Source organism: Tateyamaria sp. Alg231-49, assembly GCF_900143535.1.
Classification (GTDB): domain Bacteria; phylum Pseudomonadota; class Alphaproteobacteria; order Rhodobacterales; family Rhodobacteraceae; genus Tateyamaria.
The window spans coordinates 66,336-92,595 of sequence record NZ_FRFA01000005.1; the positions used below are offsets into that span (position 1 = coordinate 66,336).

General features: G+C 57.1%; 27 protein-coding genes. 17 read left to right on the plus strand and 10 right to left on the minus strand.

Annotated elements, in window-relative coordinates; genetic code table 11:
• Positions 1-19: 19 nt before the first annotated feature.
• The 9 genes from DHN60_RS09275 (at position 20) to DHN60_RS09315 (ending at position 9,615) form a co-directional block, all read left to right on the plus strand.
• Complete coding sequence (locus DHN60_RS09275; RefSeq protein ID WP_108837021.1) at positions 20-751, plus strand: transporter substrate-binding domain-containing protein; 732 nt, start codon at positions 20-22, stop codon at positions 749-751.
• Positions 752-798: 47 nt separating this feature from the next.
• Complete coding sequence (locus DHN60_RS09280) at positions 799-1,683, plus strand: ABC transporter permease (RefSeq protein ID WP_108837022.1); 885 nt, start codon at positions 799-801, stop codon at positions 1,681-1,683.
• Positions 1,683-2,489, plus strand: a complete 807-nt coding sequence (locus DHN60_RS09285) for an ABC transporter permease (RefSeq protein ID WP_108837023.1) — start codon at positions 1,683-1,685, stop codon at positions 2,487-2,489. The genes DHN60_RS09280 and DHN60_RS09285 overlap by 1 nt, the downstream gene beginning before the upstream one ends.
• A 55-nt stretch (positions 2,490-2,544) precedes the next feature.
• Positions 2,545-3,879 (plus strand): glutamine synthetase family protein, encoded by a 1,335-nt coding sequence (locus DHN60_RS09290; protein ID WP_108837024.1) that lies wholly within the window; start codon positions 2,545-2,547, stop codon positions 3,877-3,879.
• A 39-nt stretch (positions 3,880-3,918) separates the two neighbouring features.
• Positions 3,919-4,602, plus strand: a complete 684-nt coding sequence (locus tag DHN60_RS09295) for a type 1 glutamine amidotransferase (protein WP_108837025.1) — start codon at positions 3,919-3,921, stop codon at positions 4,600-4,602.
• Positions 4,599-5,960 carry a glutamine synthetase family protein gene (locus DHN60_RS09300; protein ID WP_108837026.1) on the plus strand — a complete coding sequence of 454 codons (1,362 nt, stop codon included), beginning with the start codon at positions 4,599-4,601 and terminating at the stop codon, positions 5,958-5,960. The genes DHN60_RS09295 and DHN60_RS09300 overlap by 4 nt, the downstream gene beginning before the upstream one ends.
• A 61-nt stretch (positions 5,961-6,021) precedes the next feature.
• Positions 6,022-7,323, plus strand: coding sequence for an FAD-binding oxidoreductase (locus DHN60_RS09305; protein WP_108837027.1), 1,302 nt, complete (start codon positions 6,022-6,024; stop codon positions 7,321-7,323).
• 119 nt (positions 7,324-7,442) lie between these two features.
• Positions 7,443-8,621: a DegT/DnrJ/EryC1/StrS aminotransferase family protein gene (locus tag DHN60_RS09310; protein WP_108837028.1), complete on the plus strand. Its 1,179-nt coding sequence runs from the start codon at positions 7,443-7,445 to the stop codon at positions 8,619-8,621.
• Between the two features lie 91 nt (positions 8,622-8,712).
• Positions 8,713-9,615 carry an aminotransferase class IV gene (locus tag DHN60_RS09315; RefSeq protein ID WP_108837029.1) on the plus strand — a complete coding sequence of 301 codons (903 nt, stop codon included), beginning with the start codon at positions 8,713-8,715 and terminating at the stop codon, positions 9,613-9,615.
• A gap of 31 nt (positions 9,616-9,646) precedes the next feature.
• On the opposite strand, the gene phaR is transcribed toward DHN60_RS09315, so the two are convergent.
• Positions 9,647-10,201: a polyhydroxyalkanoate synthesis repressor PhaR gene (gene phaR, locus DHN60_RS09320; protein ID WP_108837275.1), complete on the minus strand. Its 555-nt coding sequence runs from the start codon at positions 10,199-10,201 to the stop codon at positions 9,647-9,649.
• Positions 10,202-10,467: 266 nt separating this feature from the next.
• Complete coding sequence (locus tag DHN60_RS09325) at positions 10,468-10,725, minus strand: hypothetical protein (RefSeq protein ID WP_108837030.1); 258 nt, start codon at positions 10,723-10,725, stop codon at positions 10,468-10,470.
• Positions 10,726-11,154: 429 nt separating this feature from the next.
• Between DHN60_RS09325 and DHN60_RS09330 the strand changes: the two genes are divergently transcribed.
• On the plus strand, positions 11,155-12,462 hold the full coding sequence (locus tag DHN60_RS09330) for a mechanosensitive ion channel family protein (RefSeq protein ID WP_234423587.1): 1,308 nt from the start codon (positions 11,155-11,157) through the stop codon (positions 12,460-12,462).
• A gap of 172 nt (positions 12,463-12,634) precedes the next feature.
• On the opposite strand, the gene DHN60_RS09335 is transcribed toward DHN60_RS09330, so the two are convergent.
• The gene (locus tag DHN60_RS09335; protein WP_108837031.1) at positions 12,635-13,078 is read right to left on the minus strand and encodes a phasin family protein; all 444 of its coding nucleotides are present in this window, start codon (positions 13,076-13,078) and stop codon (positions 12,635-12,637) included.
• Positions 13,079-13,232: 154 nt separating this feature from the next.
• On the minus strand, positions 13,233-15,047 hold the full coding sequence (locus DHN60_RS09340; protein WP_108837032.1) for an alpha/beta hydrolase: 1,815 nt from the start codon (positions 15,045-15,047) through the stop codon (positions 13,233-13,235).
• 150 nt (positions 15,048-15,197) lie between these two features.
• Between DHN60_RS09340 and phaZ the strand changes: the two genes are divergently transcribed.
• Positions 15,198-16,472, plus strand: coding sequence for a polyhydroxyalkanoate depolymerase (gene phaZ, locus DHN60_RS09345; protein WP_108837033.1), 1,275 nt, complete (start codon positions 15,198-15,200; stop codon positions 16,470-16,472).
• A 6-nt stretch (positions 16,473-16,478) separates the two neighbouring features.
• The gene (locus DHN60_RS09350; RefSeq protein WP_108837034.1) at positions 16,479-17,060 is read left to right on the plus strand and encodes a DUF6151 family protein; all 582 of its coding nucleotides are present in this window, start codon (positions 16,479-16,481) and stop codon (positions 17,058-17,060) included.
• Between the two features lie 22 nt (positions 17,061-17,082).
• Here the strand turns inward: DHN60_RS09350 and DHN60_RS09355 are convergent, their stop codons facing one another.
• The 5 genes from DHN60_RS09355 to DHN60_RS09375 all read right to left on the minus strand — a co-directional run bounded on the left by DHN60_RS09355 (position 17,083) and on the right by DHN60_RS09375 (position 20,680).
• Positions 17,083-17,793: an alpha/beta fold hydrolase gene (locus tag DHN60_RS09355; RefSeq protein ID WP_108837035.1), complete on the minus strand. Its 711-nt coding sequence runs from the start codon at positions 17,791-17,793 to the stop codon at positions 17,083-17,085.
• 106 nt (positions 17,794-17,899) lie between these two features.
• The gene (locus DHN60_RS09360; protein ID WP_108837277.1) at positions 17,900-18,514 is read right to left on the minus strand and encodes a hypothetical protein; all 615 of its coding nucleotides are present in this window, start codon (positions 18,512-18,514) and stop codon (positions 17,900-17,902) included.
• A gap of 17 nt (positions 18,515-18,531) precedes the next feature.
• Positions 18,532-18,960, minus strand: a complete 429-nt coding sequence (locus tag DHN60_RS09365) for a VOC family protein (protein WP_108837036.1) — start codon at positions 18,958-18,960, stop codon at positions 18,532-18,534.
• On the minus strand, positions 18,960-19,931 hold the full coding sequence (locus DHN60_RS09370) for a carboxylesterase (protein ID WP_108837037.1): 972 nt from the start codon (positions 19,929-19,931) through the stop codon (positions 18,960-18,962). Before DHN60_RS09370 ends, DHN60_RS09365 begins: the two co-directional genes overlap by 1 nt.
• Positions 19,928-20,680 (minus strand): alpha/beta fold hydrolase, encoded by a 753-nt coding sequence (locus DHN60_RS09375; RefSeq protein WP_108837038.1) that lies wholly within the window; start codon positions 20,678-20,680, stop codon positions 19,928-19,930. Before DHN60_RS09375 ends, DHN60_RS09370 begins: the two co-directional genes overlap by 4 nt.
• A 489-nt stretch (positions 20,681-21,169) precedes the next feature.
• On the opposite strand from DHN60_RS09375, the gene DHN60_RS09380 reads away from it, so the two are divergent.
• On the plus strand, positions 21,170-21,637 hold the full coding sequence (locus DHN60_RS09380) for a GNAT family N-acetyltransferase (protein WP_159089161.1): 468 nt from the start codon (positions 21,170-21,172) through the stop codon (positions 21,635-21,637).
• On the opposite strand, the gene DHN60_RS09385 is transcribed toward DHN60_RS09380, so the two are convergent.
• A complete protein-coding gene (locus tag DHN60_RS09385; RefSeq protein ID WP_108837278.1) occupies positions 21,622-21,834 on the minus strand; it encodes a hypothetical protein in 213 nt (70 codons plus the stop codon). The genes DHN60_RS09380 and DHN60_RS09385 overlap by 16 nt on opposite strands.
• A gap of 299 nt (positions 21,835-22,133) precedes the next feature.
• Here DHN60_RS09385 and thrS point away from each other — a divergent pair, with 299 nt between their 5' ends.
• From thrS to DHN60_RS09405, 4 genes are all read left to right on the plus strand, one after another.
• Positions 22,134-24,080 (plus strand): threonine--tRNA ligase, encoded by a 1,947-nt coding sequence (thrS, locus tag DHN60_RS09390; protein WP_108837040.1) that lies wholly within the window; start codon positions 22,134-22,136, stop codon positions 24,078-24,080.
• Between the two features lie 168 nt (positions 24,081-24,248).
• Entirely contained in the window at positions 24,249-24,554 is a 306-nt protein-coding gene (locus DHN60_RS09395; protein ID WP_108837041.1) for a DUF2282 domain-containing protein, read from the plus strand.
• Between the two features lie 79 nt (positions 24,555-24,633).
• On the plus strand, positions 24,634-25,494 hold the full coding sequence (locus DHN60_RS09400) for a DUF692 family multinuclear iron-containing protein (protein WP_108837042.1): 861 nt from the start codon (positions 24,634-24,636) through the stop codon (positions 25,492-25,494).
• 15 nt (positions 25,495-25,509) lie between these two features.
• On the plus strand, positions 25,510-26,259 hold the full coding sequence (locus tag DHN60_RS09405; protein WP_306415988.1) for a DNA-binding domain-containing protein: 750 nt from the start codon (positions 25,510-25,512) through the stop codon (positions 26,257-26,259).
• Position 26,260 lies beyond the last annotated feature (1 nt).

Genomic DNA, 26,260 nt, shown 5'->3' on the forward strand with positions numbered 1-26,260 from the left:
AAAACGGGAGTAATCACTCATGAAATCCATTCTTCTCAGCACTGTTGCTATCGCTATGACAGCAACATTCGCCATGGCAGACGGCCACTCCGTTGTACGCATGGGCACCGAGGGCGCATACCCTCCCTACAACTTCATCAACGATGCCGGTGAAGTGGACGGGTTCGAGCGTGAACTGGGCGACGAGCTCTGCGCACGTGCCGAACTGACCTGCGAATGGGTCAAGAACGACTGGGACAGCATCATTCCTAACCTCGTGTCCTCCAACTACGACACGATCATGGCCGGCATGAGCATCACAGATGAGCGTGACGAAGTCATCGACTTTACCCAAGACTACTTCCCGCCTACCGCATCTGCCTATGTGGCGGCCGCCGAAGGCGTTGATCTGGAAGGTGGCGTTGTGGCGGCGCAAACGGCGACCATTCAGGCTGGCTACATCGCCGAAAGCGGTGCAACTCTGGTCGAATTCGCGACACCCGAAGAAACCGTCGCCGCCGTGCGCAACGGTGAAGCGGACGCTGTCTTTGCTGATCGTGACTACCTCGCTCCGCTGGTCGAAGCGGCTGGTGGCGAGTTGATGTTTGTCGGCCCAGATGTCCCTCTTGGCGGCGGTGTCGGCATGGGTCTGCGTGAATCCGACACAGAGCTGAAGGAAAAGTTCGACGCAATCATCACCGAAATGAAAGCGGACGGGTCGCTGAATGAACTGCTGGTCAAGTGGTTCGGTGAAGAAACCGCGCAGTATTGATGTAAAGAGATGGGCGGGGCCTGACCCCGCCCATTCGTTTGAACCAGATGTTTTCTTATTGCACTGACCCGGAGACGCTCGCCACTCTACAGTGGCTGACCTGCTACCTGACGACGGGTGTGCATTTCTCGTTCTACTACAGTTTCCTGAAAGTACTCGGCATTCTTGCCGTCACAGCACCCGTGGCACTTGCCTTTGGTTTTGGCGGGGCGATGGCCGCGCGGTCGTCTATTGCGCCGCTGTCTTGGTTCGGCAAAGGCTACATCGCGATCGTGCGCGGCGTGCCCGACATCGCGTTTTTCCTGTTCTTTGTGATTGCATTGGATCAGGGATTCGAATGGATGCGCCATCAGGTCTTGTGTCCGGACTGGACCGATCCCATCCGACAAGGCAACGATTTCCTTGTTTGCCCGCAGGCCAAATTGCCCCTTGGCAGCGCTCCGCAGGTCGTCCACCAGACCTATGCGTTCGGGTTGGCAGTCATCACTTTCGCGCTGGTGTTTGGCGCGTTTGCAGCCAACGTTATCTTTGGCGCCATGCGCGCCGTACCCCGGGCCCAGCTGGAAACCGCAGAGGCCTATGGCATGAGCCCGCGCCAGACCTTCTGGCGGGTGCTGGTACCGCAGATGTGGGTCTATGCCCTGCCCGGCCTGTCCAACCTTTGGCAGGTGCTGATTAAGGCGACACCGCTACTGTTCCTGCTGGGAATAGAAGACGTTGTGTACTGGGCGCGCGAGCTGGGTGGGACAAAGACACCGCAATTCACCGACTACCCTCATGGCGACTGGCGCATGTGGTATTTTCTGGCCCTGCTGATTTTCTATCTATTCATGACGTGGGGCTCCGAAAAGATCCTTGGCCGGATCATGGCGCGCCTGACACGCGGTCAGGCCACGTCGGGCGGTGAAGCGCAGCGAAAGGCGGCCGCGTGATGTCGTGCCTTGAAACCATCCAGTCTTACGCGTTGCGCTCGGTTGGCCTTGGGGAACGCCTGTTGCCGCGCAGCGACTTTACCTTGTGCGAGCAATTCACCCTGATCGGGTCGGGCATGATCTGGAATGTCTATTTCGGGGTCATGGCACTTGGGGTCGGGTTCTTCCTCGCCATTGCCATTGCTCTGGCAAAAGGACAGTCCAACCCGTGGCTGCGCCTGCCTGCCGAGTGGTTTATCTTTCTGTTCCGGGGCTCGCCGCTCTTTATCCAGTTCTTCTTTGCCTACTTCCTGTTCCTGAGCCTCAAGGGCGTCTACCCCGTGTTTTCGCCTTTCACGGCTGCTTGGCTCGGTGCGTTGATCGTGCTGTTTCTCAACACAGCCGCTTATTCTGCTCAGATTTTCTACGGCGCGCTGCAATCCATCCCCAAAGGTGAGGTTGAAGCAGCCGACGCCTACGGATTGTCAGGCTGGTCGCGGTTTCGACGGGTGGTCTTTCCGACCATGCTGCGTCTGGCGTGGCCTGCCTATACAAACGAAGCTATCTTTCTGTTTCATGCCACCACGCTTGTGTACTTCTCCGGCTTTCCTGCATGGCAACAACGCGGTGATGCGCTCTATTATGCAAGTTACTTTGCGGACAAGACGTTCAACCCGTTTGTACCATACCCCATTCTGGCGATGTATTTCATCTTGCTGACACTGGTCGTCATTGGCGGGTTCGGGCTGGTCAACGGACGTCTCAATCGCCATCTTCCTGCCAACAGCCGCCAGAAGCTGCGAGTGCGTCCGAACTTAATCCGTTAAGATGTGTGAACCCTGCCCCTTAGACGGCAATTTTTAGAACCAGAGAAGATACCCAATGCACGACTGGCTGATCGAAAATCCCCACATCCGCACGATCCGGGTCGCCGCGTCTGACCTCAACGGCGTGGCGCGCGGCAAGCGGATGCCGGTGCGCTTTGCGGACAAAGTGGCCAGTGAGGGCACGCGCTTTCCCATGTCTGTGCTGAACCTCGACATTTGGGGGGAAGACATCGAGGGCAGCCCGCTGGTGCTGGAATCCGGCGACCGTGATGGCGTTTTGCGACCGACCGAGCGCGGGTTCATGCCAATGCCGTGGCTTGATACACCGTCTGGCTTGCTGCCGATCTGGATGTATCACGAGGATGGCCGTCCTTTTATGGGCGATCCGCGGCACGCGTTGGCCGCTGTCCAAAAGCGTTTCAAAGACAAAGGCCTGACACCCGTCGTTGCGGTGGAGCTTGAATTCTTTCTCATCGATGATGCGGGCCAGCGTTTGCGCGTGCCACCCTCGCCGCGCTCTGGCAAACGTCGCGTGGCCGGTGAGATCCTGTCCTTGCGTGCGCTGGATCAGTTCGACGCCTTTTTCTCCGAGCTTTACGATGCCTGTGAGGCCATGGATATCCCTGCGGACACCTCGATTTCCGAAGCAGGTCTGGGCCAGTTTGAAATCAATCTGATGCATGGCGCGGATGCATTGAAGGCGGCCGATGATGCCTGGCTGTTCAAGATGTTGGTGAAGGGCCTGGCCCGGCGGCACGGGTTTGCAGCGTCTTTCATGGCCAAACCCTACGAAGACTATGCGGGCAACGGATTGCACATGCATTTTTCGGTGCTGGATGAAGAAGGCAAGAATGTCTTTGATGATGGCTCCGCCACGGGCAGTGAGATGTTGCGACATACTGTGCAAGGCTGTCTTGCGGGCATGCCCGGATCAACGCTTGTCTTTGCACCTCATGCCAATTCCTACGCTCGGTTCGTGCCCGGCGCACACGCGCCCACAGGTATTGCGTGGGCCTATGAAAACCGCACCGCAGCCATACGCATTCCATCAGGTCCGACGGCCGCGCGACGTATTGAGCACCGTTTGGCGGGCGGCGACGTAAACCCGTACCTGTCTATCGCTGCCGTCTTGGGTGCGGCCATGAACGGGATCGAGGATGCAATCGATCCGCCTGCGCCCATCACCGGCAATGCCTATGAGCAAGACTTGCCAAGTGTTCCGATGACGTGGGACGCGGCCATCGATGCCTTTGAAACGGACAAACAGATTGAGCGCATTTTTGACCCCGAACTGATCCGCAACATGGTCATGACCAAGCGGCAAGAGATACGCGACATGAGCGAACTGAGTGTGGAAGAGCAGACAGAAATCTACCTCGACACCGTTTAGGTGCTGCATTATCAACGCGGTGTAAGCCCAAGGTGATCCATGAAAATCGGCATTCTGCAAACTGGCCATGTGCCCGACGACCTGATTGGCGAAAACGGCAACTACCCCGAGATTTTTGAGCGTTTTCTGAGCGGACAAGGTCTGACCTTCGAACACTATGCAGTGGTCGACAATGTCTTTCCGGACAGCGTTGACGCGGCCGACGGGTGGCTGATCACCGGGTCGAAATACGGCGCCTATGAAGACCTGCCATGGATCGCACCTTTGGAGGCGTTGATCCGCGACATCTATGCTGCCGGTCTGCCTTTAATCGGCGTTTGCTTTGGCCACCAGATCATCGCGCAGGCCCTTGGCGGCAAGGTCGAAAAGTTTGCAGGCGGCTGGTCAATTGGTGCGCAACGCTATGCGGTGAACGGGACTGACGTGACGCTGAACGCGTGGCATCAGGATCAGGTTACAGAACGCCCCGAGGCCGCACAGGTGGTGTCCTCGACGGCGTTTTGCGAAAACGCAGCCCTTCTTTATGGTGATCGCGTGTTCACAATCCAACCGCACCCCGAGATCGACCGCACCTATCTCAAAGGATTGCTGGATGTGCGTGCCCCGGGCGTCGTCCCCGAGCCGATACGAAAGGCCGCCATTGATGCAATCGATACCCCTACTCACAGCGCACAACTTGCAGACATGTTCGCGTTGTTTTTCAAGGAAAAGAGGATCGCATGAGCGAGCCAAAACTGACCGACCTGCCAGAAGCCGCCCGCCTCTATCTTGAGGGCAAGCGGCTGGATGAGGTGGAATGCGTCATCTCTGACCTGCCGGGCATTGCCCGCGGCAAAGCGGTACCAGCCAGCAAGTTCGCCAAGCAGGACTATTTTCACCTGCCCGATAGCATCTTTTACCAGACCATCACTGGCGGATGGGGCGAGGCTGCGGACGAGGACGGGTTCATCGAAAAGGACATGATCCTAAAGCCGGATATGAGCACAGCAACGGCCGCGCCATGGACAGGTGACTGGACACTACAGGTGATCCACGACGCATATGATCGCAAAGACGCGCCAGTGCCGTTCTCTCCGCGCAATGTACTGAAACGGGTTGTGCAGCTTTATCACGATCAGGGCTGGAAACCGATTGTGGCGCCGGAGATGGAATTCTTTCTGATCGCCCGCAATCTGGACCCGGCACAAGAGATCAAACCGATGACGGGCCGTTCGGGTCGCCCAGCTGCTGCACGGCAAGCCTATTCAATGACCGCGGTGGACGAATTTGGCCCCGTGATCGACGACATTTACGATTTTGCTGAGGCCCAAGGGTTCGAAATCGATGGCATCACGCAGGAAGGCGGCGCAGGCCAGCTTGAGATCAACTTGCTTCATGGCGATCCGGTGAAGCTGGCGGACGAAGTATTCTATTTCAAACGCCTGATCCGCGAAGCGGCCTTGCGCCACGACTGTTTCGCCACCTTCATGGCCAAACCGATCGAGGATGAACCCGGAAGCGCCATGCATATCCACCACTCGATCCTCGATATGGAGACGGGCAAGAACATCTTTGTTGGCCCTCAAGAGGGTGATACGGACGCGTTTTTCCACTTTATCGGGGGCATGCAGGCATACATGCCTGCGGCACTCGCGGTGATGGCGCCATACGTCAACAGCTATCGCCGATACGTCAAGGATCACGCCGCACCGATCAACCTCGCCTGGGGGCGCGACAACCGCACCACAGGTATCCGCGTGCCCCTGTCCACACCACAAGCGCGCCGCGTTGAAAACCGCATCGCAGGCATGGACTGCAACCCCTACTTAGGTATCGCGGCTTCGCTTGCTTGCGGATATCTTGGGTTGATGGAGGAAAAGCGCCCCGGTGCGCAGTTCAAGGGCGACGCCTATGAGGGGGATGGCGATATCCCTCGTGTTCTGGGATCGGCGCTGGATTTGTTTGATGACTGCGCGCCATTACACAGTGTCTTGGGCCCTGAATTTGCGCGTGTCTATTCCATCGTCAAACGCGCCGAATATGACGAGTTCCTACAGGTGATTTCACCATGGGAGCGAGAGCATTTGCTGATAAACGTCTAAAGCGGACACCCTGCCCTTTGGGTAGAATTTATCTGGCGAGATAAAGCAGAGGACCCCGGCGATGAATTTGCTCTATGCTAATGACAAGGTCGGCACTTACCCGGACAGCTGGTATGCGGCGACGTCTGACATCCCGTCGGAACGCCCCCCTTTGCAAGGTGCCGCGCGTGCCGATGTTTGTGTTGTCGGGGCTGGATACACTGGCCTTTCCGCTGCACTGCATCTCGCGCAGGCAGGTTTCAACGTTGTCGTGCTGGAGGCGCATCGTGCAGGCTTTGGCGCCTCGGGGCGCAACGGCGGGCAATTGGGCTGGGGCCAGCGGGTCGAGCAGCCATACCTTGAGAAAATGCTTGGGATGGAGCGCGCCCGCGACCTGTGGGCCTTGGGTCAGGAAGCCACGGCCCTTGTGAAGTCTCTGGTCAAAAACCACGACATCGACTGCTACTTGCGCCCCGGCATTGCATGGGCGGGTGAAAGCACCGGCGAAGTGGACGAATTGCATGCCCATGCAGCCCACATGTCACAGCATTACGGCTATGACATGGATGTCTTGGACAAAGACGGGTTGCACAGCTTTTGCCCCTCGCCTGCCTATATCGGCGGGATCATGAATTGGGATGCAGGCCATTTGCACCCCCTCCGCTATGCCCTTGGGCTTGCCAGCGCGGCAGAGGCACAGGGAGTGCAGTTATTCGAACGCAGCCCGGTCGAGCGGATTGAACAAGGTGCGCGCGTGAAGGTGCACACATCAGGCGGTGTCGTTGATGCGGACCACCTGATCCTCGCCTGCAACGGCTACCTCGGCACCCTCGATCACTCGGTTGCGCGTCGCGTCATGCCCATCAACAACTTTGTCGCTGCCACTGCGCCCCTAGGCGATGAGGCCGCTCGTGTATTGGCACAGGACATTGCCGTGGCCGATAGCCGCTTTGTGGTGAACTACTTTCGGCTCAGCCATGACAAGCGGCTGCTGTTCGGGGGTGGGGAAAGCTATGGTTACCGCTTTCCGACCGATATCCCCGGCCTTGTGCGCAAACAGATGGTGCAGATTTTCCCTCACCTAACGGATGTGCCGATTGACTACGCGTGGGGTGGCACCCTTGGGATTACTATGAAACGGCTGCCCTATCTCTCTCGTGTGGCGCCCAACATATTGTCAGCCTCGGGCTACTCGGGCCACGGCGTGGGTACGGCGACCCACGCGGGCAAACTGATGGCGGATGCGATTGGTGGTCAGGCAAATGGTTTTGACACAATGGCCGCGATTCCCAGTACTCCATTCCCTGGCGGGCCACGGCTGCGCAGCCCGCTGCTGGTGCTTGCGATGACGTGGTATGCCTTGCGCGACCGTCTCGGCCTCTAGCGTTTCTGCCTGATTTGTTGACCAAACCGGCACAGGCCCGCCACCTGTGTCACAAAACCATTTCTTTTTCCCGCTAACAGTTTTAATAAACTGAAAACCGAGCATAAGGAAATTGAAATATGTCCCTGCCAGATATGCACAGTGCCGAATCCATCCCCGAAGCCGCACGGGTCGAGATTGATCGCCTCCTGAACTCCGGTGATCTGTTCCGCTACACTGCGCCCAGCGATGCGCCCGTGTCCTTGCTGGAAAACGAGTTCGCAGAACTGATGGGGTCCAAATTCGCGCTCGCCGTCTCCTCCTGCTCGGCCGCGCTGTTCCTGTCCCTCAAAGCGCTAGATTTGCCGCGCGATGCCCGCGTTCTGATCCCCGGATTTACGTTTGCCGCAGTTCCTTCGGCAGTACTGCACGCCGAATGCCTGCCTGTCCTGTGCGAAGTGGCTGAGAACTATCGCATCGATATGGCGGATTTCGCGGCCAAGCTGCCATCGGTCAGAGCCGTCATCGTCAGCCACATGCGTGGCCACACATCGGACATGGATGCGATCATGGAGCTGTGTGACGCCGCTGGCATCCCCGTGATCGAAGACGCCGCACATTCGCTTGGCACCACATGGAACGGACGCAAGATCGGGACCATCGGCAGAATCGGCTGTTTTTCTTTCCAGTCCTACAAAATGATCAATGCTGGCGAAGGCGGGATCATGATCACGGACGATGCTGATCTGATTGCGCGCGCCGTCATTATGTCCGGGGCGTATGAGCATAACTGGAAGAAACACGGTGTGTTGCAAGACGCATTCGCTGCGCATCAAAACCAGCTGCCCCTCTACAATGTGCGGCTTTCGAACCTAAGTGCGGCAGTCATCCGCCCCCAACTGCCCCACCTCGCCCGTCGGGTTGAGGACGGGCGGCGCAACCACGATCATGTGGCCGCTCTACTGGGCCAAAGCGCACACATTCAGGTCCCTGCTCCGCTGAGCGGCGAAGTGCGTGCGCCGGACTCCATACAGTTCAACCTGATCGACCTGAGCGAGGCCGAAGTGGACGGATTTGTAGCGGCGGCTGCAGCCGGAGGTGTCAAAGTGCAGGTCTTCGGGGCAAGTGCGGACAACGCGCGTGCCTTTTGGAACTGGCAGTTCATTCCCGACCTGCCCGAATTACCACAAACACGCAAAATGCTGATGCGCGCATGCGACGTACGCTTGCCCGTGCATTTGCCGGTTCACACTTTGGACGCAGTCGCCAATGTCCTGCTGTCAGCAATAACTACGGCCCGCAAACTTCAGGCCGCCTAAGGAACCGATGCTCGATTGTTACGGAAAGACGCGCCAGCGGCGGCGGCAAAGCCCCCTTTGCGCCGGGTGGCCAAATCGCTAACCTGCTCCCATGACAGATCTTTCAAACGGCGTCGCATGGATGGGTGGCAAGATCATTCCAATCGCAGACGCTGCCATCCCCGTGACCGATTGGGGGCTGACCCACAGCGACATTGCTTATGACGTCGTACCCGTCTGGCATGGTGCTTTCTTTCGGTTGGACGACTATGTGAACCGCTTCATCGCTTCGCTGACAGCGGGGCGCTATGACATCGGGATTGACCGAGACGGCATCTTCGCTGCCCTTCAAGAAATGGTCTATGCGAGCGGAATGCAGGATTCATATGTTGCCATGGTCGCCGCTCGCGGGCGCAACCCAGTGCCCGGCAGCCGTGATCCTCGCGACTGTGCAAACCACTTTTACGCATGGTGCGTGCCGTATGTGCACATCGTCAAACCTGATGCCGCGACAAAGGGCACTTCGATTTGGATCGCAAAATCTGTGCGCCGGATTCCAGAAGACAGTGTGAACCCCCGGGTCAAAAACTACCATTGGGGCGATTTCACGTCCGGCCTTTTTGAGGCCAAGGACAAAGGGTTCGAAACAACCCTGTTGCTTGATCACGATGGCAACGTGACCGAAGGGCCCGGGTTCAACGTATTCGCGGTATTCGGGGATCGAGTCGTCACCTCAGACCACGGTGTTTTGCATGGGATTACGCGGTCAACGGTGCTCGAAATGTGTGTCGAGGCTGGGCTAAAGCCCGAGGCGCGCCCCCTCCCTCTTGAAGAGTTCTGGCAGGCGGACGAAGTTTTCATGTCCTCTTCCGGGGGCGGGGTGATCCCGGTGGCACAGGTTGACGACCGTCACTTTTCCAATGGAGCAGCAGGCCCTGTCGCCTCCGGGCTTCGGAAGCGCTATTTCGACTGGATCATGCGAGACGCATATCGGACGCCAATCAAAGCTCCGTAAGGCGCACCTTCTGGTGCGCCCTTCCGCGCAGTCAGGACATTTTGGACAGTTTTGCCTGCAACTCGGCGAGTTGTTTTTTGATGGTGGCCAGATCTTCAGCCTCTTCTTGGGGGGCTTCATCCTTGTCAGCCCCACCGGTCCAACCGGGCGTCAGCCCACCGGTCATCGCCTTCATGAAGGCCTCTTGTTGGGCCTGCATCAACTCAAATCCCGGCATCTTCGCCATAGGGTTTAGGGCTGTGACATTCTCCATCACCTTGCTCTGTCCATCCCGCAGCATCTCGAAAGAGGCTTGCAGGAACTGGGGGACCACGGACGCGTCTCCGCCCATGTAGCTGCGCACAAGATCGTTGAGCACATCTACCGGCAACACGTTCTCGCCCCGGCTTTCATGCTCGGCAATAATCTGAAGCAGGTATTGGCGGGTCAGGTCGTCCCCTGTCTTGAGGTCGACAATCTGCACCTCACGCCCGTCACGAATAAATCCTGAGATATCCTCAAGCGTCACGTAATCGCTTGTTTCAGTGTTATAGAGGCGGCGACTGGCGTAGCGCTTTATCAAAAGTGGTGCTGGCTTGTCCGTCACGATGCTGTTCTCCCCAAGCGTGCGTGCTGCAGTGCAGCTTAGGCGCAAGCGTTGAAAAAAGAAAGGTCGCGAATTATTGCGCCAAGCATCACCAAAAAACCCACCTCCGTACGCAACCGGACAGAGTTAGACCACGCAACCGGCACAGATGGAATGATCCGAGACAATGATAAGCCTAAGATCTGAATGCGAGTTTGGCGGTCAAAATCGCCAAACAGGTGTCAGTGCGTGTTTTGTACGTAAATTCTAGCGCTCGGCCGTGCAGATCAACTCATCGCGGACAGGTTCGCAATCAACATGTCTCGCTTTTGATCCATTTCTTCTTGGATTTTGTGGGCCAAGTCTGCCTCTGGGCCACAGCACACGACCGCCGTTTCCTTTAACTCGCGGTGCGTGCGGTGCGACGTGTCGAGCATCGCTTGTTTGACCAGGCTCAAGATCTCCTCCTTCTCACGGACAGGAAGGTCGGAAAGAGTTTTGTCCATCTCTTGCGTTACTCTCTTAATAAGCTTCTCAAGATTCATTCAGGAGTCTCCCTTTTCTTTGACGCACTGCATGTTCGCCCAACGTCACCGTTGGACATTTGACAACATCTCTATCCCACCGATTGAAAATCTCCAACTGGTTTGGGATCTTCGGTTTATCGTTTGGTGTCGGGCCCATGACCCAAAGGGCATGAGCGGTCAGTGCGCCAAGCGGCCATGCCCTGCGTGAAATGCTCAACTCGGGCTCACATGGCCAGCCCGCCAAACACCTCCGCTCACAGTGATCGCAGTTTCCACATTACAGCACAAAGAGACATAGCATTTGCCGAATACTGGGTGTGGTAGGCAGCAGGTTGATCGCGCTTTGACGCAGCCAATATTTGCGTAAGGCGCGCAAGTACTTCAAACATACTATCGGAACAACCAACGCTCGCGGACTGACCCAAACCGCCAAATCGAGATACGCCAATGCCCTTTCGCACCGCTTTGAATATATTTGCCATCTGCCAGTTCGCAATCTTGATCTTGCTAGGAACGATCACGTTCGCGCAGGAACAGACGGCTTCAGCCTTTTCCGCTCCGGAACCCTCTGCGATCACGACCACTGCCGCCGAACTTGAATTGCTCACCGTGCCGATGACGACTGATGAACTGTCAGACCTCGCAACTGCGTGGCAAGACCATATCAAAACTCTGCTTGAGCAATCTGCGGTGCTCAATCTGGAGCTGGAAGTCGCAAATGATGCGCGTAGCGAAGTGTTGCGCACAGAATTGGCAAATGCATTGGATCAACAGCGCGACGTACAAGAAAGCTATGAGATCGTCATCGAAGCATGGCGCGTAAAAGGCGCGCCACCAGAAGACATCCAAGCCCATGAAACCTATTTGAATGCGCTCCGCCTCGAAGCGGTCCGCACGACCGATGCAAAGACGCTGTTTCAGTTCGTGATCGACTGGTTGACCTCCTCGGAAGGAGGGTTGGGTCTGTTACTGAAGATCGCGGGCTTTTTACTCGCACTTTGGGGTATGTATTTTGCCGCTAGGATATTGCGGCGTGCGGCAGGTCGAGGCCTTTCACGCATCCCGAACCTGTCCCGGCTCCTTCAGCGTTTTATCGTCAATGCGGTTTATTGGGCGACGTTCGTGCTGGGCATATTGGTTATTCTGGCGGTTTTCGGTGTGAATGTGACCCCTTTGTTTGCTGTGTTTGGTGGCCTTTCATTCATTATCGGCTTTGCATTGCAGGATACGCTCGGCAATCTGGCCAGCGGTCTGATGATCATGATCCTCAAACCCTTTGACACCGGTGACTACATCGAGATCAGCGGAGCGTCAGGTTTTGTTGACGAAATGTCTATTGTGTCGACGCAAATCCGTACCTTCGACAATCAGGTTATTGTTGTTCCCAACTCCAAGATCTGGGGCGACGTGATAACCAATGTCAGTGTATCTCCTGAACGACGTATCGATCTGGTTTTCGGTATCGGGTATTCCGACAATACAGCGCTGGCCATCGAGGTTCTCAAAGAGCTTGTGGCCGCGCATCCCAAATGCCTTAAAGAACCGAAACCCGAGATATTTGTTGGTGAGTTGGGCGAAAGCTCCGTCAACATTTTCTGCCGGCCATGGTCAAAATCTGATGATTATTGGATCGTCTACTGGGATCTGACGGGGCAGGCAAAAGAACGCTTTGATGCCGAAGGAATATCGATCCCTTTCCCTCAGCGGGATGTTCATCTCATTCAGGAGGACAAGGGTGCTCTCGATGGTGCGTGATCGTCGGTAACGCACCCACATCCCTCCCCAACAGCCAAGCTGCCCGATGGCTTGCAGTTCCGTAATTGACCCGTGCGCCGCACAATAAAAAAAGGCGGACCCCGATGAAGGAGCCCGCCGCAGTCATCGCGCAGTTCAGGGAGGAGAATTGGCGCGATATATTGGTGTCGTCTTACTTGGCAGCAGCTTTCTTGGCAGCAGCTGTCATGTCGCCTGTGGCTTTTTTCACGGCGGCAGATGCGTCTTCGCTCATGTCTTTGCCAGCAGCCATCATCAGTTCAACTGTTTCCATCTGAACTTTTTTAGCAACTTCAGCAAAAGCAGCCATGTGCTCGGCTGTCACTTCAGCGTAGGACGATGCGAAGTCTGTCATCGCTTTGGCGTAGTCAGCAGGGTCCGCTTTGGCTTTGGACATGTCGCCCAGTTTCGCCAGAGTTTCTTTTGTCCACTTGGAAGAAATCTCTGTGGATTTCTCTGCTGCGTCGATCGCAACCGTGCTCAGCTTTTCGTTCAGCGATGTCGCTGTTTTGAATGCGTCTTCCATGGATGCTGTGTCGACGGGGAAAGAACCCATAACGTCTTTGAACATCGCGCTCATGTCTTGTGTCTTAGCCATTGTATCAGTCCTTTGTTCAGGTGTGGGGGGAGGACCCACCGCTTAATTCCTGAACCAGAACATAGATGCTGCGCCGCAGCATTTCAAGTATTTTCGCTGCACCGCAGCAAAAAAGATTAACCCAAAGGAAATGCTTGCAAAAAACCCCGCACCCCTAAGGTTTCGCCTTGACGGTAACGTACGTTCCAGGCGCATCACACAATACAGGATGCTCAGAATCACCCGGATCACGTGCGGCGACTTTGGCCCCTGCCCGCTTTTTTAACCACTCACCCCAGCGCGGCCACCAAGATCCCTCATGGAACTCGGCACCTTCCGCCCACGCCTGATAATCAAGGCTGAGATCAGTGTTGGTATAGTGCCCGTACTTGTTCTTGGTCGGCGGGTTGACGATCCCAGCGATGTGCCCGGACTGGGTCATGATGAACGTCTTGTCCTTGCTGCCCATCTGCTGCACTCCGCGATAACTGTCTTTCCACGGTGCAATGTGGTCCGTCTCGCACGCAATGGCGCAGAGCGGGACATCGACCTCGTCTAGGACAAGGTGATGTCCCAGCAGATCAAAGCCGCCTTCGGCCAGCTCATTTCGCTGACAAAGCCCCCGTAGGTATTGCATTGCCATCTTGGCCGGCAGGTTCGCCCCGTCCCCATTCCAATACAGCAGATCAAATGCAGGTGGGGTCTGGCCCATCATGTAGCTCTTAATCGCCGGGGTGTAGACCAGATCGTTAGAGCGCAGGAACGTAAACGTGCGCGCCATGATAATGGAGGGCAGAATACCTTTGTCTTCCGTTTCTGCCTCGATCCCGTCGATAAAGTCATCTGTGAGAAATGGGGCAAATTCGCCCTGATCCCCGAAATCCGTGAGAGCCGTAAAGAGAGTGGCGGACTTGACCGATTTGTCACCCCGTTGTTTCAACAAGCTAAGCGTGAGCGACAGCGTAGTCCCAGCAATACAATAGCCAATTGCATTCACCTGCTTCTGCCCGGTGATCGACTTGGCCTCGGTTATGGCGCGTATGTACCCGTCTTCGACATAGTCTTCCAAGCCCACGCCAGCATAGGCAGCATCGGGGTTGACCCAACTGACCACAAACAGTGTGTGGCCCTGATCGACCAACCATTTGACCATGCTGTTTTGCTCTTTGAGATCGAGAATGTAGAATTTGTTGATCCACGGTGGAAACAGCACAAGCGGGATCTTGTGCACCTTTTCAGTGGTCGGCGTGTATTGGATCAGCTCCATCATCTTGTTTCGGTAGACGATCTTGCCGGGTGTGGTGGCGATGTTGCCCCCCAGTTCGAATGCCTTGTCATCCGCCAACTTGACGATCAATTCGCCGTTGTTGGATTCCAGATCTGAAATCAGGTTTTCAAGCCCCTGCACCAAGGATTGACCTTCGGTTTCGACGGCCTTTTCGAGAGCATCCGGGTTGGTTGCCAAAAAGTTGGTGGGCGACATCATGTCGAGAATCTGGCGGCTGAAATAAGCGAGACGCTGCTTTTCCTTGCTGTCCATATCGGTGACATCGTCGATAGCCTGTTCGACGGCAGCCGCGTTGATCAGATACTGCTGTTTGACGAAGTTGAAATAGGGGTGCGTGTCCCACAGCGGGTTGGCAAAGCGGCGGTCTTTCGGGCCGGGATCGGCTGGGGCCTGCAACTTGCCACTGGCAAGCGCTTGCTGCGCTTCGACAAAGTGGGTGACGGATTTCGACCAGAACTGCAATTGGTGCTCAAGCACTTTGGCCGGGTCCCGCAATGCCTCGCTCCAATAAGCGCTGGCCGCTTTGGTGAACAATTCCTGATTCGGGCCATCAAGGGCTGCATTGTGCATGCTGCGGTGCGACATGACTTGCGACAACCGCTGCGTGAGTTCTTCAACTTTCTTAAGGTTAGTGTTCAATTTGTCGAGGTTTTCGCCCGAGACAGCACTATCTGTTGTGCTTTTTGTCGTCGTGGTTGTCATATTAACGTCTTCCTCGTAGTCTTTGCACGTGCAGCATTTGGGCCCGGCCCAAGTGATGCCACTATAGGGTCGCATGTTTCAGGGGGCAAAGCGACAGTCTGTCCGGCGCGGTTCGTTTGTATCCGCCCCTAACGGTTCAAGGAGTGCACAATGCGCTACATGATCAATTACGATTTGATGGAAACCATGCGGAACACCAATCAATGGTTGGGCGCAACAGCGCAAGCCATCGGCAGCTATCCCGCTTTTTCGATGATCCCGAACCCGGGCATGGCATGGATGCGTGCATGGGGTGAAGTGACGGAACGCACCTTCCAACGGATGGTGGTAAAACCTGACTGGGGCATCCCATCGATGACGGCCGAAGATGGCAAGGACCACCTTGTCAGCATCGATATATGCGTGCCCGGCGCTTTTGGCGACCTGATCCACTTCAATGTTAACGGCCGCAAACCCAAAGATCGCAAGGTCCTGTTGGTTGCACCGATGTCGGGACACTATGCAACCCTGTTGCGTTCAACCGTCATGTCGCTGCTGCCCGACTGTGAAGTCTATGTCACCGACTGGCACAATGCGCGCGACATCCCCGTCAGCGCCGGCAAGTTCGATATCGAGGATTATACCCTCTACCTCGTCGATTACATGCGCCACATGGGACCTGAAACCCACGTGATCGCCGTATGCCAGCCGGCACCGCTGACACTGGCCGCGACCGCATACCTTGCTGAAGAAGATCCAAAGGCACAGCCCCGCTCGCTCACGCTGATTGGCGGTCCGATTGACCCGGATGCCAATGCGACAGACGTTACCGACTTTGGCCGACGCGTCACCATGGGCCAGCTTGAAGAAACGATGATCCAGCGGGTTGGCTTCAAATACCCCGGCGTAGGGCGTCTGGTTTATCCAGGGCTCTTGCAACTGGCGTCATTCATCTCGATGAACGGCGAAAAACACCAAAAGGCCTTTGTCGATCAGATCAGTTCCGTTGCGCGCGGCGAGGCTGCTGATCATGACAAGCACAACAAATTCTATGACGAGTACCTGGCCGTTATGGACATGACGGCTGAGTTTTACCTGTCCACCGTGGATCGAATTTTCAAAAACGGTGAAATCGCCAAGAACCAGTTTACGGTTGCTGGCAAAGCCGTTGACATCGGCAAGATTACGACCGTCGCTGTGAAGACTGTCGAAGGGTCGAATGACGACATCTCGGCCCCCGGACAATGCATTGCCGCCCTTGATCTGTGCACCGGCCTGCCTGACCAGAAAAAAGCCAGCCACCTTGAAGAAGGCGCGGGTCACTATGGCATCTTTGCGGGCAAAAGCTGGCGCAACAACATCCGCCCGCTCGTGCTCGAATTCATCGACGCCAACACGCCAAAGCCCGCAGGCAAAAAGGCCGCCAACAAGAACAAGGCAGCATAGACCGGCATGGCGGGGGCTGATCTGCCATTCGCCTGCTCTTGCGGAACGCTAAGCGGCAAGCTCGTCGGTGTAAGCCACGCAAATGGCAATCGGCTTGAATGCTATTGCGGGGACTGCCGCGCCGCTGAGGCGTTCGCCTCGCCGACCCGAGCAATCCCAGACGGCCCGGTCCAGCTGTATCAGACAACGCCGGCCCGTATCCGGATTGACGAAGGCGCTGACCAATTGGCGGTGTTTTCGCTGTCTCCGAAAGGGGTGTTGCGCTGGCATGCAAAGTGTTGTGGCACGATGCTGTTCAACACACTGCGCAATCCGAAAATCGCCTTTGTGGCGGTGTTCACCGACGCTGTTGCGGACGCAAACGTTCTTGGCCCTGTGCAATCGCGCGCCAACATACAGAACGGCGATGGTACTTCTCGAAACGAAGGGTTCGGGCGGATGCTGCGCTCCATTGCCAGAGGCGCTGTCCCCGCACGGATCACCGGATCGTGGAAGAACACGCCCTTTTTTGATCCGGACACGATCGAGCCAGTGTCAGAGATTTACGTCCTGAACAAAGAAGAGCGCGCCGCGGTTACGCCCAGCTAACGCGGGTTCTGTCGCCTCCGAACTAGCGCAAAATCAGAGGCTGTTGCATCCAATCACGCAGCGCTTGCGTGGTCTCGGCCGGCGCTTCGAGTGTTGGAACATGACCCGCCTCGTCCAGCACACGCAATTCGGCACCATGGATCAACTCGGCCATGAATGTGTGGCGTTTGACCGGGCACAACATGTCATGCGCACCGCACAACACCATGGTCGGCACCTTGCATTTACGCAAAGTCCCTTGCTGATCACGGCGTCTTTGCAGGGCGCGCGATTGGCGCACAAATGTCTCGGATCCGAGGGCAGCGGCCATATCCAGCATCAAATCTGTAATTTCCGCCCTGTATGGACCTGGCCCAAGATACGTTGGCAACACCTCGTCCCGCATCAGCTCTTGCAAGCGTCCGGTGCGCGCTTTGATGATCTGGGGTTCGCGGGCCGTGGAAGCCTGCGGCGTTTCTGCCAGCGGGCTGGTGTCCATCAATGCAATCCGCGTGATCCGGTCAGGGGCGCGGCGCAACAATTCCATCGCTACGATGCCACCCATCGACAGGCCCGCAAGAGCGAACCGCGCCGGAAGTTCATCAAGCAGCCCACTTGCGATCTCTTCAATCCGCTCACCACGGGTGACCGGCGAAACCATAATCGAATATTCAGGGGACAATTCCGCGATTTGCGGGCCAAACAGGCGCGCATCGCACATCATTCCCGGTAGCAAAACCAACGGTTCAGCCATGCCGCAGCCTCATCACGCGCCCCATTTTCCCGTTTATCTAGTATTTTCCCTGCGGCCACCATGGCTTGCCCGGGCAAGCACGGCAAGCCCAAGATGTGGGCATATTTCAGGGATATGCAATTCCTCTGAATGGTGGAAAGTCGCGGTACCGCTCCTGGCGCTTTGCAAGCGGCTCGCTAGGCGCGGCCCCCGCTTTCAGCAACAGGCCCTTGGGCGCAATATAGCTGCCGATCATCGCGCGCGGATGGGGGCGCCAATCAAGGTTGAACGCACATAGCTTGGGGAAAAACCACATTGCCGAATAAGGCAGATGATCATGCACCCACCACGCCAGATCGCGCCAGTCGCGCCCCTGTTCGTACCGGTCTGTGAACCATGGAATCGCCAACGAGGTCCCTGCAATCGCATCCTCGCCCTGCCCCCAATCCCAGATGTGGCATTCGATCGGATTGTCGTTGCGCGCGCAGTTCAGCTTGTTGTCATTGCCGTATTGATTAAGCTCGGGCGAGCGGTATCCGGAGCGGATCGCTATGCGCCCAAAGGTCTCTTCCAACGGATCAAGAAGCTGCGTGCACAGCAGCCTCCCATGCTCAATCACCAGATCAGGGTCGCGCGGCAGGTTGCTGATCTCATGGAAGTTTCCAATTTCAGAATAGAGGAAATCCCGCATATAAAAGTGCTTGGACAATCGCACCCGCCCGAAGGTTTCAAGGCTCCACATGCTGGCCGGGCGTCGCATTACTCCGCACCGTTCCATTGGAATGCGCCGTCTGGGCCAAGGGGCGAAAACGGGTTCCATGCCACTTCCCAAATGTGCCCTTCGGGATCAGCAAAGTAACCGTGATGGCCACCCCAAAATACGTCCGAAGCTGGTTTCAAAACCTGTGCACCCGCAGCTTTGGCGCAATCGAGCAAAGGGGCGACGTCACCCTTCTTGCGCACATTGTATGCCAACGTCATCGCACCGCGTCCCAAGGCGTCAACCGGAACTCCGATTTCTTCGGCCAATGCGGCTAGCGGATAAAGCCCAAGCGTCTGCCCAATCAGATCAAAGGCGATCACGCCGTCCGGGCTATCAACACGTTTCCAGCCCAAAGCTTCGTAGAACTGTGCCAAGACATTGATGTCCCGCGCGCCCATTGTGATCAAGGACACACGCTGTTCCATCATTGCCCCTCGAGGGTCTGCACCCAGCCGATCATATCTGTCACTGCCTTCTCCGTTTGTCCGGGAGATCTGACATCGCCCGCAATAATATGGGATTGCGGGTCGTCCATGCTCCCCATGACAGGGTTGACGATCATCGTTTCTGCTCCCCAACGCCGGGCCACGTCGGCAGTCATTTCCGGGCGTACAACTTGGTCTTCGTTTGAAAACCAGAACAGGGCCGGGATCGTTTGATCTGCATGGTCTACAGCCTTTGCCACCTTGATCAGGGCAGCCACCGGCATCACCGAAACACTGGGATACTCTGTTGTCCAATAGGTAGCGTGATCTTCGTTGCTTGGCTCAAAACTGCGCGTCTTGCCGGCCAATGGGGGCAGCCAATAGCGCGCCGCAGGCCAGCTGAGAAACCGCGCTAAAGGGTTCGCTATGCCAAAGTTCGGTGAGACAAAGATCAAACCGGCCACCCGATCCATCATATCGCGATCCTGCGCCAGCGCCGCAACAAGCGACCCGCCCGTGGACGTCGATATGATCAGAACACGCCGTCCGGCAATCCGCGCGGCTTGCAAGCCTTCATCCAGATCACTGGCCCATGCCTGCACCGATCCTGTAGCCAGTGCTGCGCCGTCGCGCCCGTGCCCAGCCAGACGCGTGAAAATCAGGTTGGCCCCCAGCGCCTCTGCCATCCGGTCTGGCACTGGGCGCAATTCCTTTGATGTCGCTGAAAACCCGTGCACATACAGGATCACCCAGTCGGTTTGTGCGCCTTTATCTCCCGCCCAAATCACCTGTTTCTGGACACCGGGTGTGATGTCATCAAAACGCGCCTCCACTTGCGCGAAATGGGCATCAAGGTCTGGCCCGACGGTCATCTGATCCGGCCTCAGGTTTGCATCCTCGTAGGGGCCAATCACCCACAATGCACAGATCGCGAGCAGACAGACCGCCCCAACCCGAACAGCGCCCTTCATGTTTCGAGCCCCATAATGTCAACAATGGCCTCCTCAATCAGCCCCAAACAGGGCCCGTCAGAAAACCGGTGGTCGGCCCCTTTGACAAGCGCCAGTCGCATGTCCGGGCTGTCGGCATGCTCCAGCAAGCGCACCGCAGTTTCAGTGCTCACCGCGCTGTCGGCGGTCCCTTGCAGGCAGCGCACTGGAAACGGCAGTGGGAGGGGGGAGCGCAGCACCAGATTGTCCCGCCCATCCTCAATCAACCGACGAGTGATAATATAGGGTTCCATATAGTCCGACGGCATCTCGACCTGCCCATCCCGTTCAATCGCGGCCCATTGAGCATCAGTAAAGGACGCAGCATACCCGTCTTCTGTAAAATCAGGCGCCGCCGCGATGGTCACCAGCCCAGCGACGCGCTCCGGGTGCGCGCGCGCATAAAGCAGCGCTTGCCATCCCCCCATGGAGCTACCGACGACGACAAGCGGACCGGTCGTCAACGCGCTCAAGGCTGCGGCCGTATCCTGCGCCCAATCTCCGATGCAACCTTCCTCAAAGGTGCCCGAACTTTCGCCGTGTCCAGAGTAATCAAAGCGCAAAAACGCTTGGCCCCGCGCGGCGCACCATGCCTCGAGATGAACAGCTTTGGTGCCTTCCATGTCCGATTTGAGGCCGCCCAGAAACACCACGGTTGGGCCTGCGCCTTGCGTGCGATGATAGGCCAGTTTGCGGCCCTGTTCGGTGTCCAAAAATTCAGGCCCTGCCATCACTGCCTCTCCTCTTGTTTATGTCTAGGGAACATGCGCAGGGCATGGCGCGCTGTCCATCCTGACGCTGGGGGAATTTTTGGCGGCCATATTCGCGAGACTTTGGAAAAACCATGGTTTCCCAGATCTACGCCCTGCCCAAATTCCGCACGCCGCCCGCACTTAGACAATCCGCTCAGGCATGATAATGGCTGAACGGCCGTGTCTTTCAAGGCTGGTGCGGTGCACCATTCACCAATTCATCTTCACGCTCAATTTGCAGTGCACACCTGTCATCATCGGTTAGGATCTGATCGCGTGATGGGCCTTGACCCTTGCGGCCTCACGCGGCAGGGTCGCGCCATGACACACATGGCCACATCGTTTTATTGGACCCGCTCGCATACCTTGCGTGCCGTGGCCCGTGTCTGACATCTGACCTGAACCCACCGCCGCAACCGCGGTGGTGATATGTGCAAACACTCTGCCGCGTGCAGAGGAGCGCACAACATGACCACAAACATTCGACCTGTGCAGGAAAAAGACCTGCCACAACTGCATCATATGATCTGCGCTCTGGCGGCGCATCATGGCGATGTGCCTGACATCAACCCGTCCCACCTTGCCCGAGACGTTTTGGGCATGGCCCCCTGGTTTCATGTTTTGGTGGCGGCGGGAGAGCGCGACTGCCTGCTCGGCTACACGGCTCTTTTGCCCCGTGGACAGTTGCAAACGGGCGTCCGGGGCATGGACATGCACCACTTGTTTGTCAGGGACGCGCATCGCGGATCGGGTCTTGGCTGCGCATTGATCAACGCGGCCATCACTCACTGCAAAAATCTCAGATGTCAGGGCATCACTGTGGGCACACATCCCGAGAACGCCGACGCTGCTGCATTTTACGAACGGCGCGGGTTCATTCGCCGCGACGGGTCAAATCCAAGGTTTCTAATGACGCTCGATCAGCCACCCACATAGGTCCCCTTAGCGGGGCGATAGAATGTCTTTTGATTGTGCAGCTTGCCCAACAATTCGTGGATCTCACGGACATCATCCTCTGATCCACCAGCCTTAAGGTCCGCTTGTGTCTGAGCGAGTTCGGCGCGTCGAAGCGCGTTTTCGATCAAGTCGAGCTCAGAGACAGTCAATTCGAAGGTCGTATTGTACTTGGGCACTGCGCGTTCCTCTTGCGATCCGAAATTTCCGATGGTGAACTTGATCGCAAAATAGGAGTTTCGCAGCGAAGGTCCAGAGCAAAGTGTCGTAAATCGCCCCGCAAAAGTCGTTTTTTCAGCACGCGATGGTATACTGTGCAAACCTTACCCGCTGTCGCAATCAAAACGCAGCCAGCGGTAATTCTCCTTTTGATCACTCCCGCGGACTTGACGCCCGCGCTCCGCGCTGCCACATCCCGCGCCACACATAACCCGCAACCGGGCGTTCCGTGGGCGCCAAACTGACGAGGAGTGCCGATATGGCCCCAATCTCTCTTACTTTCCCCGATGGCAATGCGCGCGACTACGAGGCCGGGATCACCCCCGCCGCCGTCGCAGAAGGCATCTCGAAATCCCTGTCCAAAAAAGCGATCAGCGCGACTGTGAATGGTCAGCACTGGGATTTGGCCTGGCCGATCGATGCAGATGCCCAAATCGCAATCCACACCATGGCCGACGAAGAACAGGCCAACGAGTTGGTCCGCCATGATCTGGCGCACATCATGGCCCGTGCCGTGCAGGAAATCTGGCCCGACACTCAAGTCACCATCGGCCCCGTCATCAAGGATGGCTGGTATTACGACTTTGACCGCACTGAACCCTTCACCCCCGAAGACCTTGGCGTCATCGAAAAGAAGATGCGCGAGATCATCAACAAACGGGACCCCGTGCGCACTGAGGTGTGGGAACGGGACGTCGCGATCCAATATTACAAAGACCGGGGAGAGCCATACAAAGTTGAATTGATCGACGCCATTCCGGGCGACGAACCTTTGCGGATGTACTGGCACGGCGACTGGCAAGACCTGTGTCGTGGCCCACACCTGCAACATACCGGTCAAGTACCAGGCGACGCATTCAAGCTGATGTCCATCGCAGGCGCCTATTGGCGCGGCGATTCTGACCGGGCGATGCTGCAACGCATCTATGGCGTTGCCTTCACCGGCAAAGAAAAGCTGCGCGCGCACCTCAACATGCTTGAGGAAGCGGCGAAACGCGACCACCGCAAACTGGGCCGCGAGATGGACCTGTTTCACATGCAGGAAGAAGCACCGGGCCAGATCTTTTGGCATCCGAACGGTTGGACCATCTATACCGAATTGCAGGACTATATGCGCCGCAAACAGCGCCAGGGCGGCTATGTTGAGGTGAACACTCCGCAAGTTGTAGACCGCCGCTTGTGGGAGGCGTCTGGCCACTGGGAAAAGTATCAAGAGCATATGTTCATCGTCGAAGTGGACGAGGACCATGCCCGGGAAAAGGCGGTCAACGCGCTCAAGCCCATGAACTGCCCCTGCCACGTGCAAGTCTACAATCAGGGCCTCAAGTCTTACCGCGACTTGCCGTTGCGCATGGCCGAATTCGGGTCCTGCAACCGCTATGAACCATCCGGTGCGCTGCACGGGATCATGCGCGTGCGCGGGTTTACCCAAGACGACGGGCACATCTTTTGCCGCGAAGACCAGATCGAAGAAGAAACCGCGATCTACATCGACTACCTAACCCAGATCTACAAAGACCTTGGCTTTGAGAGCTTCCGGGTGAAGTTTTCGGACCGGCCCGAAGCGCGTGCCGGGTCGGATGAGATTTGGGACAAGGCCGAAGAAGCGCTGCTGAGCGCCACCCGTGCCGCCGGGATCGAGCCCGAGTTGAACCCCGGAGAAGGCGCATTCTATGGCCCCAAGCTTGAATTCGTTCTGACAGACGCAATTGGGCGTGACTGGCAATGCGGAACCCATCAGGTCGACTTTGTGCTGCCCGAGCGGCTGGATGCGACCTATATTGGTGCCGATGGTGCCAAACACCGCCCCGTTATGCTGCACCGCGCCTGTCTTGGGTCGTTCGAGCGTTTCATCGGCATCCTGATCGAGGAACACGCGGGCAAGTTGCCGTTCTGGCTGGCGCCTCGTCAGGTTGTTGTCGCATCGATCATTTCGGATGCAGATGATTACGTGACCGAAGTTGTCGCTGCTCTGCGCGCCGCGGGCATCCGCGCCGAGGCCGATATTCGCAACGAAAAGATCAACTACAAGGTCCGCGAACATTCGGTTGGCAAAGTGCCCGTTATTCTGGCCGTCGGAGCGCGCGAGGTCGAAGAGCGCACCGTCACCGTGCGGCGCCTTGGCCAAAAGCAGACCAGCGTTCAACCGTTGGATGATCTGATTGGGGAATTGTCACATGACGCGACCCCACCGGACCAGCGCTAAGCGAAAACTGCAACATTTGGGCCTGTTTTATGTCAAAATGGGCCCAAATCCTGACATCGTTTCACGGGTCTGTGACTCACGCTGCTGTGAGTGGTAATCTGGCGGCGAAGTGCCCTACTCAATGGGTATCAACGGTTACAACTGACCAGTCCTAAAGGGAGCTTGAACATGTCTACAACAATGAAATCTGTTGCCATCGCCGGTGCCGTCGCCGCAGCACTGGCTGCGCAAACCACAACGCAGGCGCAGGCCGCTGGCAAAGAAAAATGCTATGGCGTTTCGCTGGCTGGCGAAAACGACTGCGCCGCCGGCCCCGGCACAACATGCGCGGGCACGTCCGTGACCGACTATCAAGGTAACGCATGGACGCTTGTCGATGCAGGCACGTGCGCCGAAATCGAACTGCCCGCCATGGCAGACGGCACAGCGCGCACCGGTTCGCTCGAAGAACTGGACCGCGACCTGCCCGCATAAGCATCGCGTAATTCGCAAACAACTGCGCCCCGCCGACTACGCGTGGGGCGCGGAATCCCCACTCTGGAAAGGCCACATCATGCTGGATGCGACACAAGACGCACGTCGCCTGCCCGCCGCCCCCGGAGTAGGATACAAAGCCCAACATTTCACTGACCTGCGCGCCGATCCCGGCCCGGTCAAATGGCTGGAAATTCACGCAGAAAACTACATGGGCGATGGCGGACGGCCACATGCACAGTTGCGTGCCTTGCGCCCCGACTTTGCCATGTCCGTTCACGGCGTTGGCCTCTCCATCGGTGGTGAGGACCCTTTGAACACGGACCACCTTACCCGCTTAAAAACCCTTGTCGATTGGCTGGAGCCCGCCAGCTTTTCTGAACACCTTGCCTGGTCGACGCATGGGGCCGAGTTTTTGGATGACCTGCTGCCCCTACCCTACACCGACGCCACGCTGACCCGGGTCGCCGAACACATCGATCAGGTCCAAGACGTTCTTGGTCGTCAGATGCTTTTGGAAAACCCATCCAGTTACCTCGCGTTCGAAGAGAGCACGATGAGCGAGACAGAGTTTTTATCCGAACTGGTGCGCAAAACAGGCTGCGGCATGCTGCTGGACGTGAACAACGTGTTCATCTCTGCAACCAACCTTGGCTATACGCCTCAGGGATATCTTGACACCTATCCTCTTTCTGCGGTTAGGGAAATTCACGTTGGCGGTCATGCAGAAGACGCTGACGAACATGGTTCACCCTTGCTGATTGACAGTCACGGCTGCGAAACGGCCGATCCGGTTTGGGCCCTACTCGAATACGCCCTCGCATTGACGGGCCCTGCCCCAGTGCTTGTGGAATGGGACAATGATGTGCCCGATTGGGCAACTCTGCGCGCCGAAGCAGACCGCGCAGCCCAAGCACTCACCGCGCATGTCTCCGGCTAGCCAAAGATGACAGGTATGCAATCCCTGTTTCGAACCGCTTTGCTTGATCCAGAGTCAGCCGCGCCTGCCGGTTTGCAGGATGCGCAAGGCAATCCGGCGACGAAACGCTTTGACGTCTACCGCAACAACGTGACGGTGGCACTGACCGAGGCGCTGCGCACCGCCTTTCCGGTGCTGGTAAAGCTGCTGGGCGATCAGAACTTTGACCAACTGGCGCGGGTGTTTGTCCGCGCGCATCCGCCCAACTCGCCGCTCATGATGCACTATGGCGAGGCACTGCCCAGCTTCCTCGACGACTTCGCGCCGCTGGCGCATATCGGCTACCTTTCGGATGTTGCGCGTCTGGAACTGGCGTTGCGCAAGTCTTACCACGCGGCTGATCCGCCGAGCTTTGACGCGGCGCGATTGGGTGCCGTTTCGCCTGAGGCTTTGATGGCCTCGACCTTTTTGCTGGCTGCGCCAGTTCAGCTTGTGCCATCCCGCTGGCCGTTGGTTGATATCTGGCGGTTCAACACGGTTGAAGGGGCGGACAAACCGCGTGCGACGCCGCAATCCGCGCTGATCACACGCGCGGCTTTTGACCCCGAACCCCACGCGCTTGACCCAGCCCAGGCGGCGTGGCTGACCCAAGTCAAGTCGGGGGCCACATTGGCCCAAGCGCAAGACACAGCCTGCGCAAGCGACCCAGATTTCGACCTGACCACAGTGTTGAGCCTGTTGATCCAACACAATGCAATTGCCGACTTCACGACCCCAAAGGAATGAT

Bases quoted from the DNA above. Each gene is read 5' to 3' on its own strand.
- DHN60_RS09400 (WP_108837042.1), top strand. From the start codon at position 24,634: ATGCTGGATGCGACACAAGACGCACGTCGCCTGCCCGCCGCCCCCGGA.
- DHN60_RS09285 (WP_108837023.1), top strand. From the start codon at position 1,683: ATGTCGTGCCTTGAAACCATCCAGTCTTACGCGTTGCGCTCGGTTGGC.
- DHN60_RS09350 (WP_108837034.1), top strand. From the start codon at position 16,479: ATGGCGGGGGCTGATCTGCCATTCGCCTGCTCTTGCGGAACGCTAAGC.
- DHN60_RS09325 (WP_108837030.1), bottom strand. From the start codon at position 10,725: ATGAATCTTGAGAAGCTTATTAAGAGAGTAACGCAAGAGATGGACAAA.
- DHN60_RS09395 (WP_108837041.1), top strand. From the start codon at position 24,249: ATGTCTACAACAATGAAATCTGTTGCCATCGCCGGTGCCGTCGCCGCA.
- DHN60_RS09360 (WP_108837277.1), bottom strand. From the start codon at position 18,514: ATGTGGAGCCTTGAAACCTTCGGGCGGGTGCGATTGTCCAAGCACTTT.
- DHN60_RS09315 (WP_108837029.1), top strand. From the start codon at position 8,713: ATGACAGATCTTTCAAACGGCGTCGCATGGATGGGTGGCAAGATCATT.
- DHN60_RS09300 (WP_108837026.1), top strand. From the start codon at position 4,599: ATGAGCGAGCCAAAACTGACCGACCTGCCAGAAGCCGCCCGCCTCTAT.
- DHN60_RS09280 (WP_108837022.1), top strand. From the start codon at position 799: ATGTTTTCTTATTGCACTGACCCGGAGACGCTCGCCACTCTACAGTGG.
- DHN60_RS09375 (WP_108837038.1), bottom strand. From the start codon at position 20,680: ATGGCAGGGCCTGAATTTTTGGACACCGAACAGGGCCGCAAACTGGCC.
- DHN60_RS09370 (WP_108837037.1), bottom strand. From the start codon at position 19,931: ATGAAGGGCGCTGTTCGGGTTGGGGCGGTCTGTCTGCTCGCGATCTGT.
- DHN60_RS09330 (WP_234423587.1), top strand. From the start codon at position 11,155: ATGCCCTTTCGCACCGCTTTGAATATATTTGCCATCTGCCAGTTCGCA.
- thrS (WP_108837040.1), top strand. From the start codon at position 22,134: ATGGCCCCAATCTCTCTTACTTTCCCCGATGGCAATGCGCGCGACTAC.
- DHN60_RS09275 (WP_108837021.1), top strand. From the start codon at position 20: ATGAAATCCATTCTTCTCAGCACTGTTGCTATCGCTATGACAGCAACA.
- DHN60_RS09335 (WP_108837031.1), bottom strand. From the start codon at position 13,078: ATGGCTAAGACACAAGACATGAGCGCGATGTTCAAAGACGTTATGGGT.
- DHN60_RS09340 (WP_108837032.1), bottom strand. From the start codon at position 15,047: ATGACAACCACGACGACAAAAAGCACAACAGATAGTGCTGTCTCGGGC.
- DHN60_RS09380 (WP_159089161.1), top strand. From the start codon at position 21,170: ATGACCACAAACATTCGACCTGTGCAGGAAAAAGACCTGCCACAACTG.
- DHN60_RS09405 (WP_306415988.1), top strand. From the start codon at position 25,510: ATGCAATCCCTGTTTCGAACCGCTTTGCTTGATCCAGAGTCAGCCGCG.
- DHN60_RS09310 (WP_108837028.1), top strand. From the start codon at position 7,443: ATGTCCCTGCCAGATATGCACAGTGCCGAATCCATCCCCGAAGCCGCA.
- DHN60_RS09305 (WP_108837027.1), top strand. From the start codon at position 6,022: ATGAATTTGCTCTATGCTAATGACAAGGTCGGCACTTACCCGGACAGC.
- DHN60_RS09290 (WP_108837024.1), top strand. From the start codon at position 2,545: ATGCACGACTGGCTGATCGAAAATCCCCACATCCGCACGATCCGGGTC.
- DHN60_RS09355 (WP_108837035.1), bottom strand. From the start codon at position 17,793: ATGGCTGAACCGTTGGTTTTGCTACCGGGAATGATGTGCGATGCGCGC.
- DHN60_RS09365 (WP_108837036.1), bottom strand. From the start codon at position 18,960: ATGGAACAGCGTGTGTCCTTGATCACAATGGGCGCGCGGGACATCAAT.
- phaZ (WP_108837033.1), top strand. From the start codon at position 15,198: ATGCGCTACATGATCAATTACGATTTGATGGAAACCATGCGGAACACC.
- DHN60_RS09295 (WP_108837025.1), top strand. From the start codon at position 3,919: ATGAAAATCGGCATTCTGCAAACTGGCCATGTGCCCGACGACCTGATT.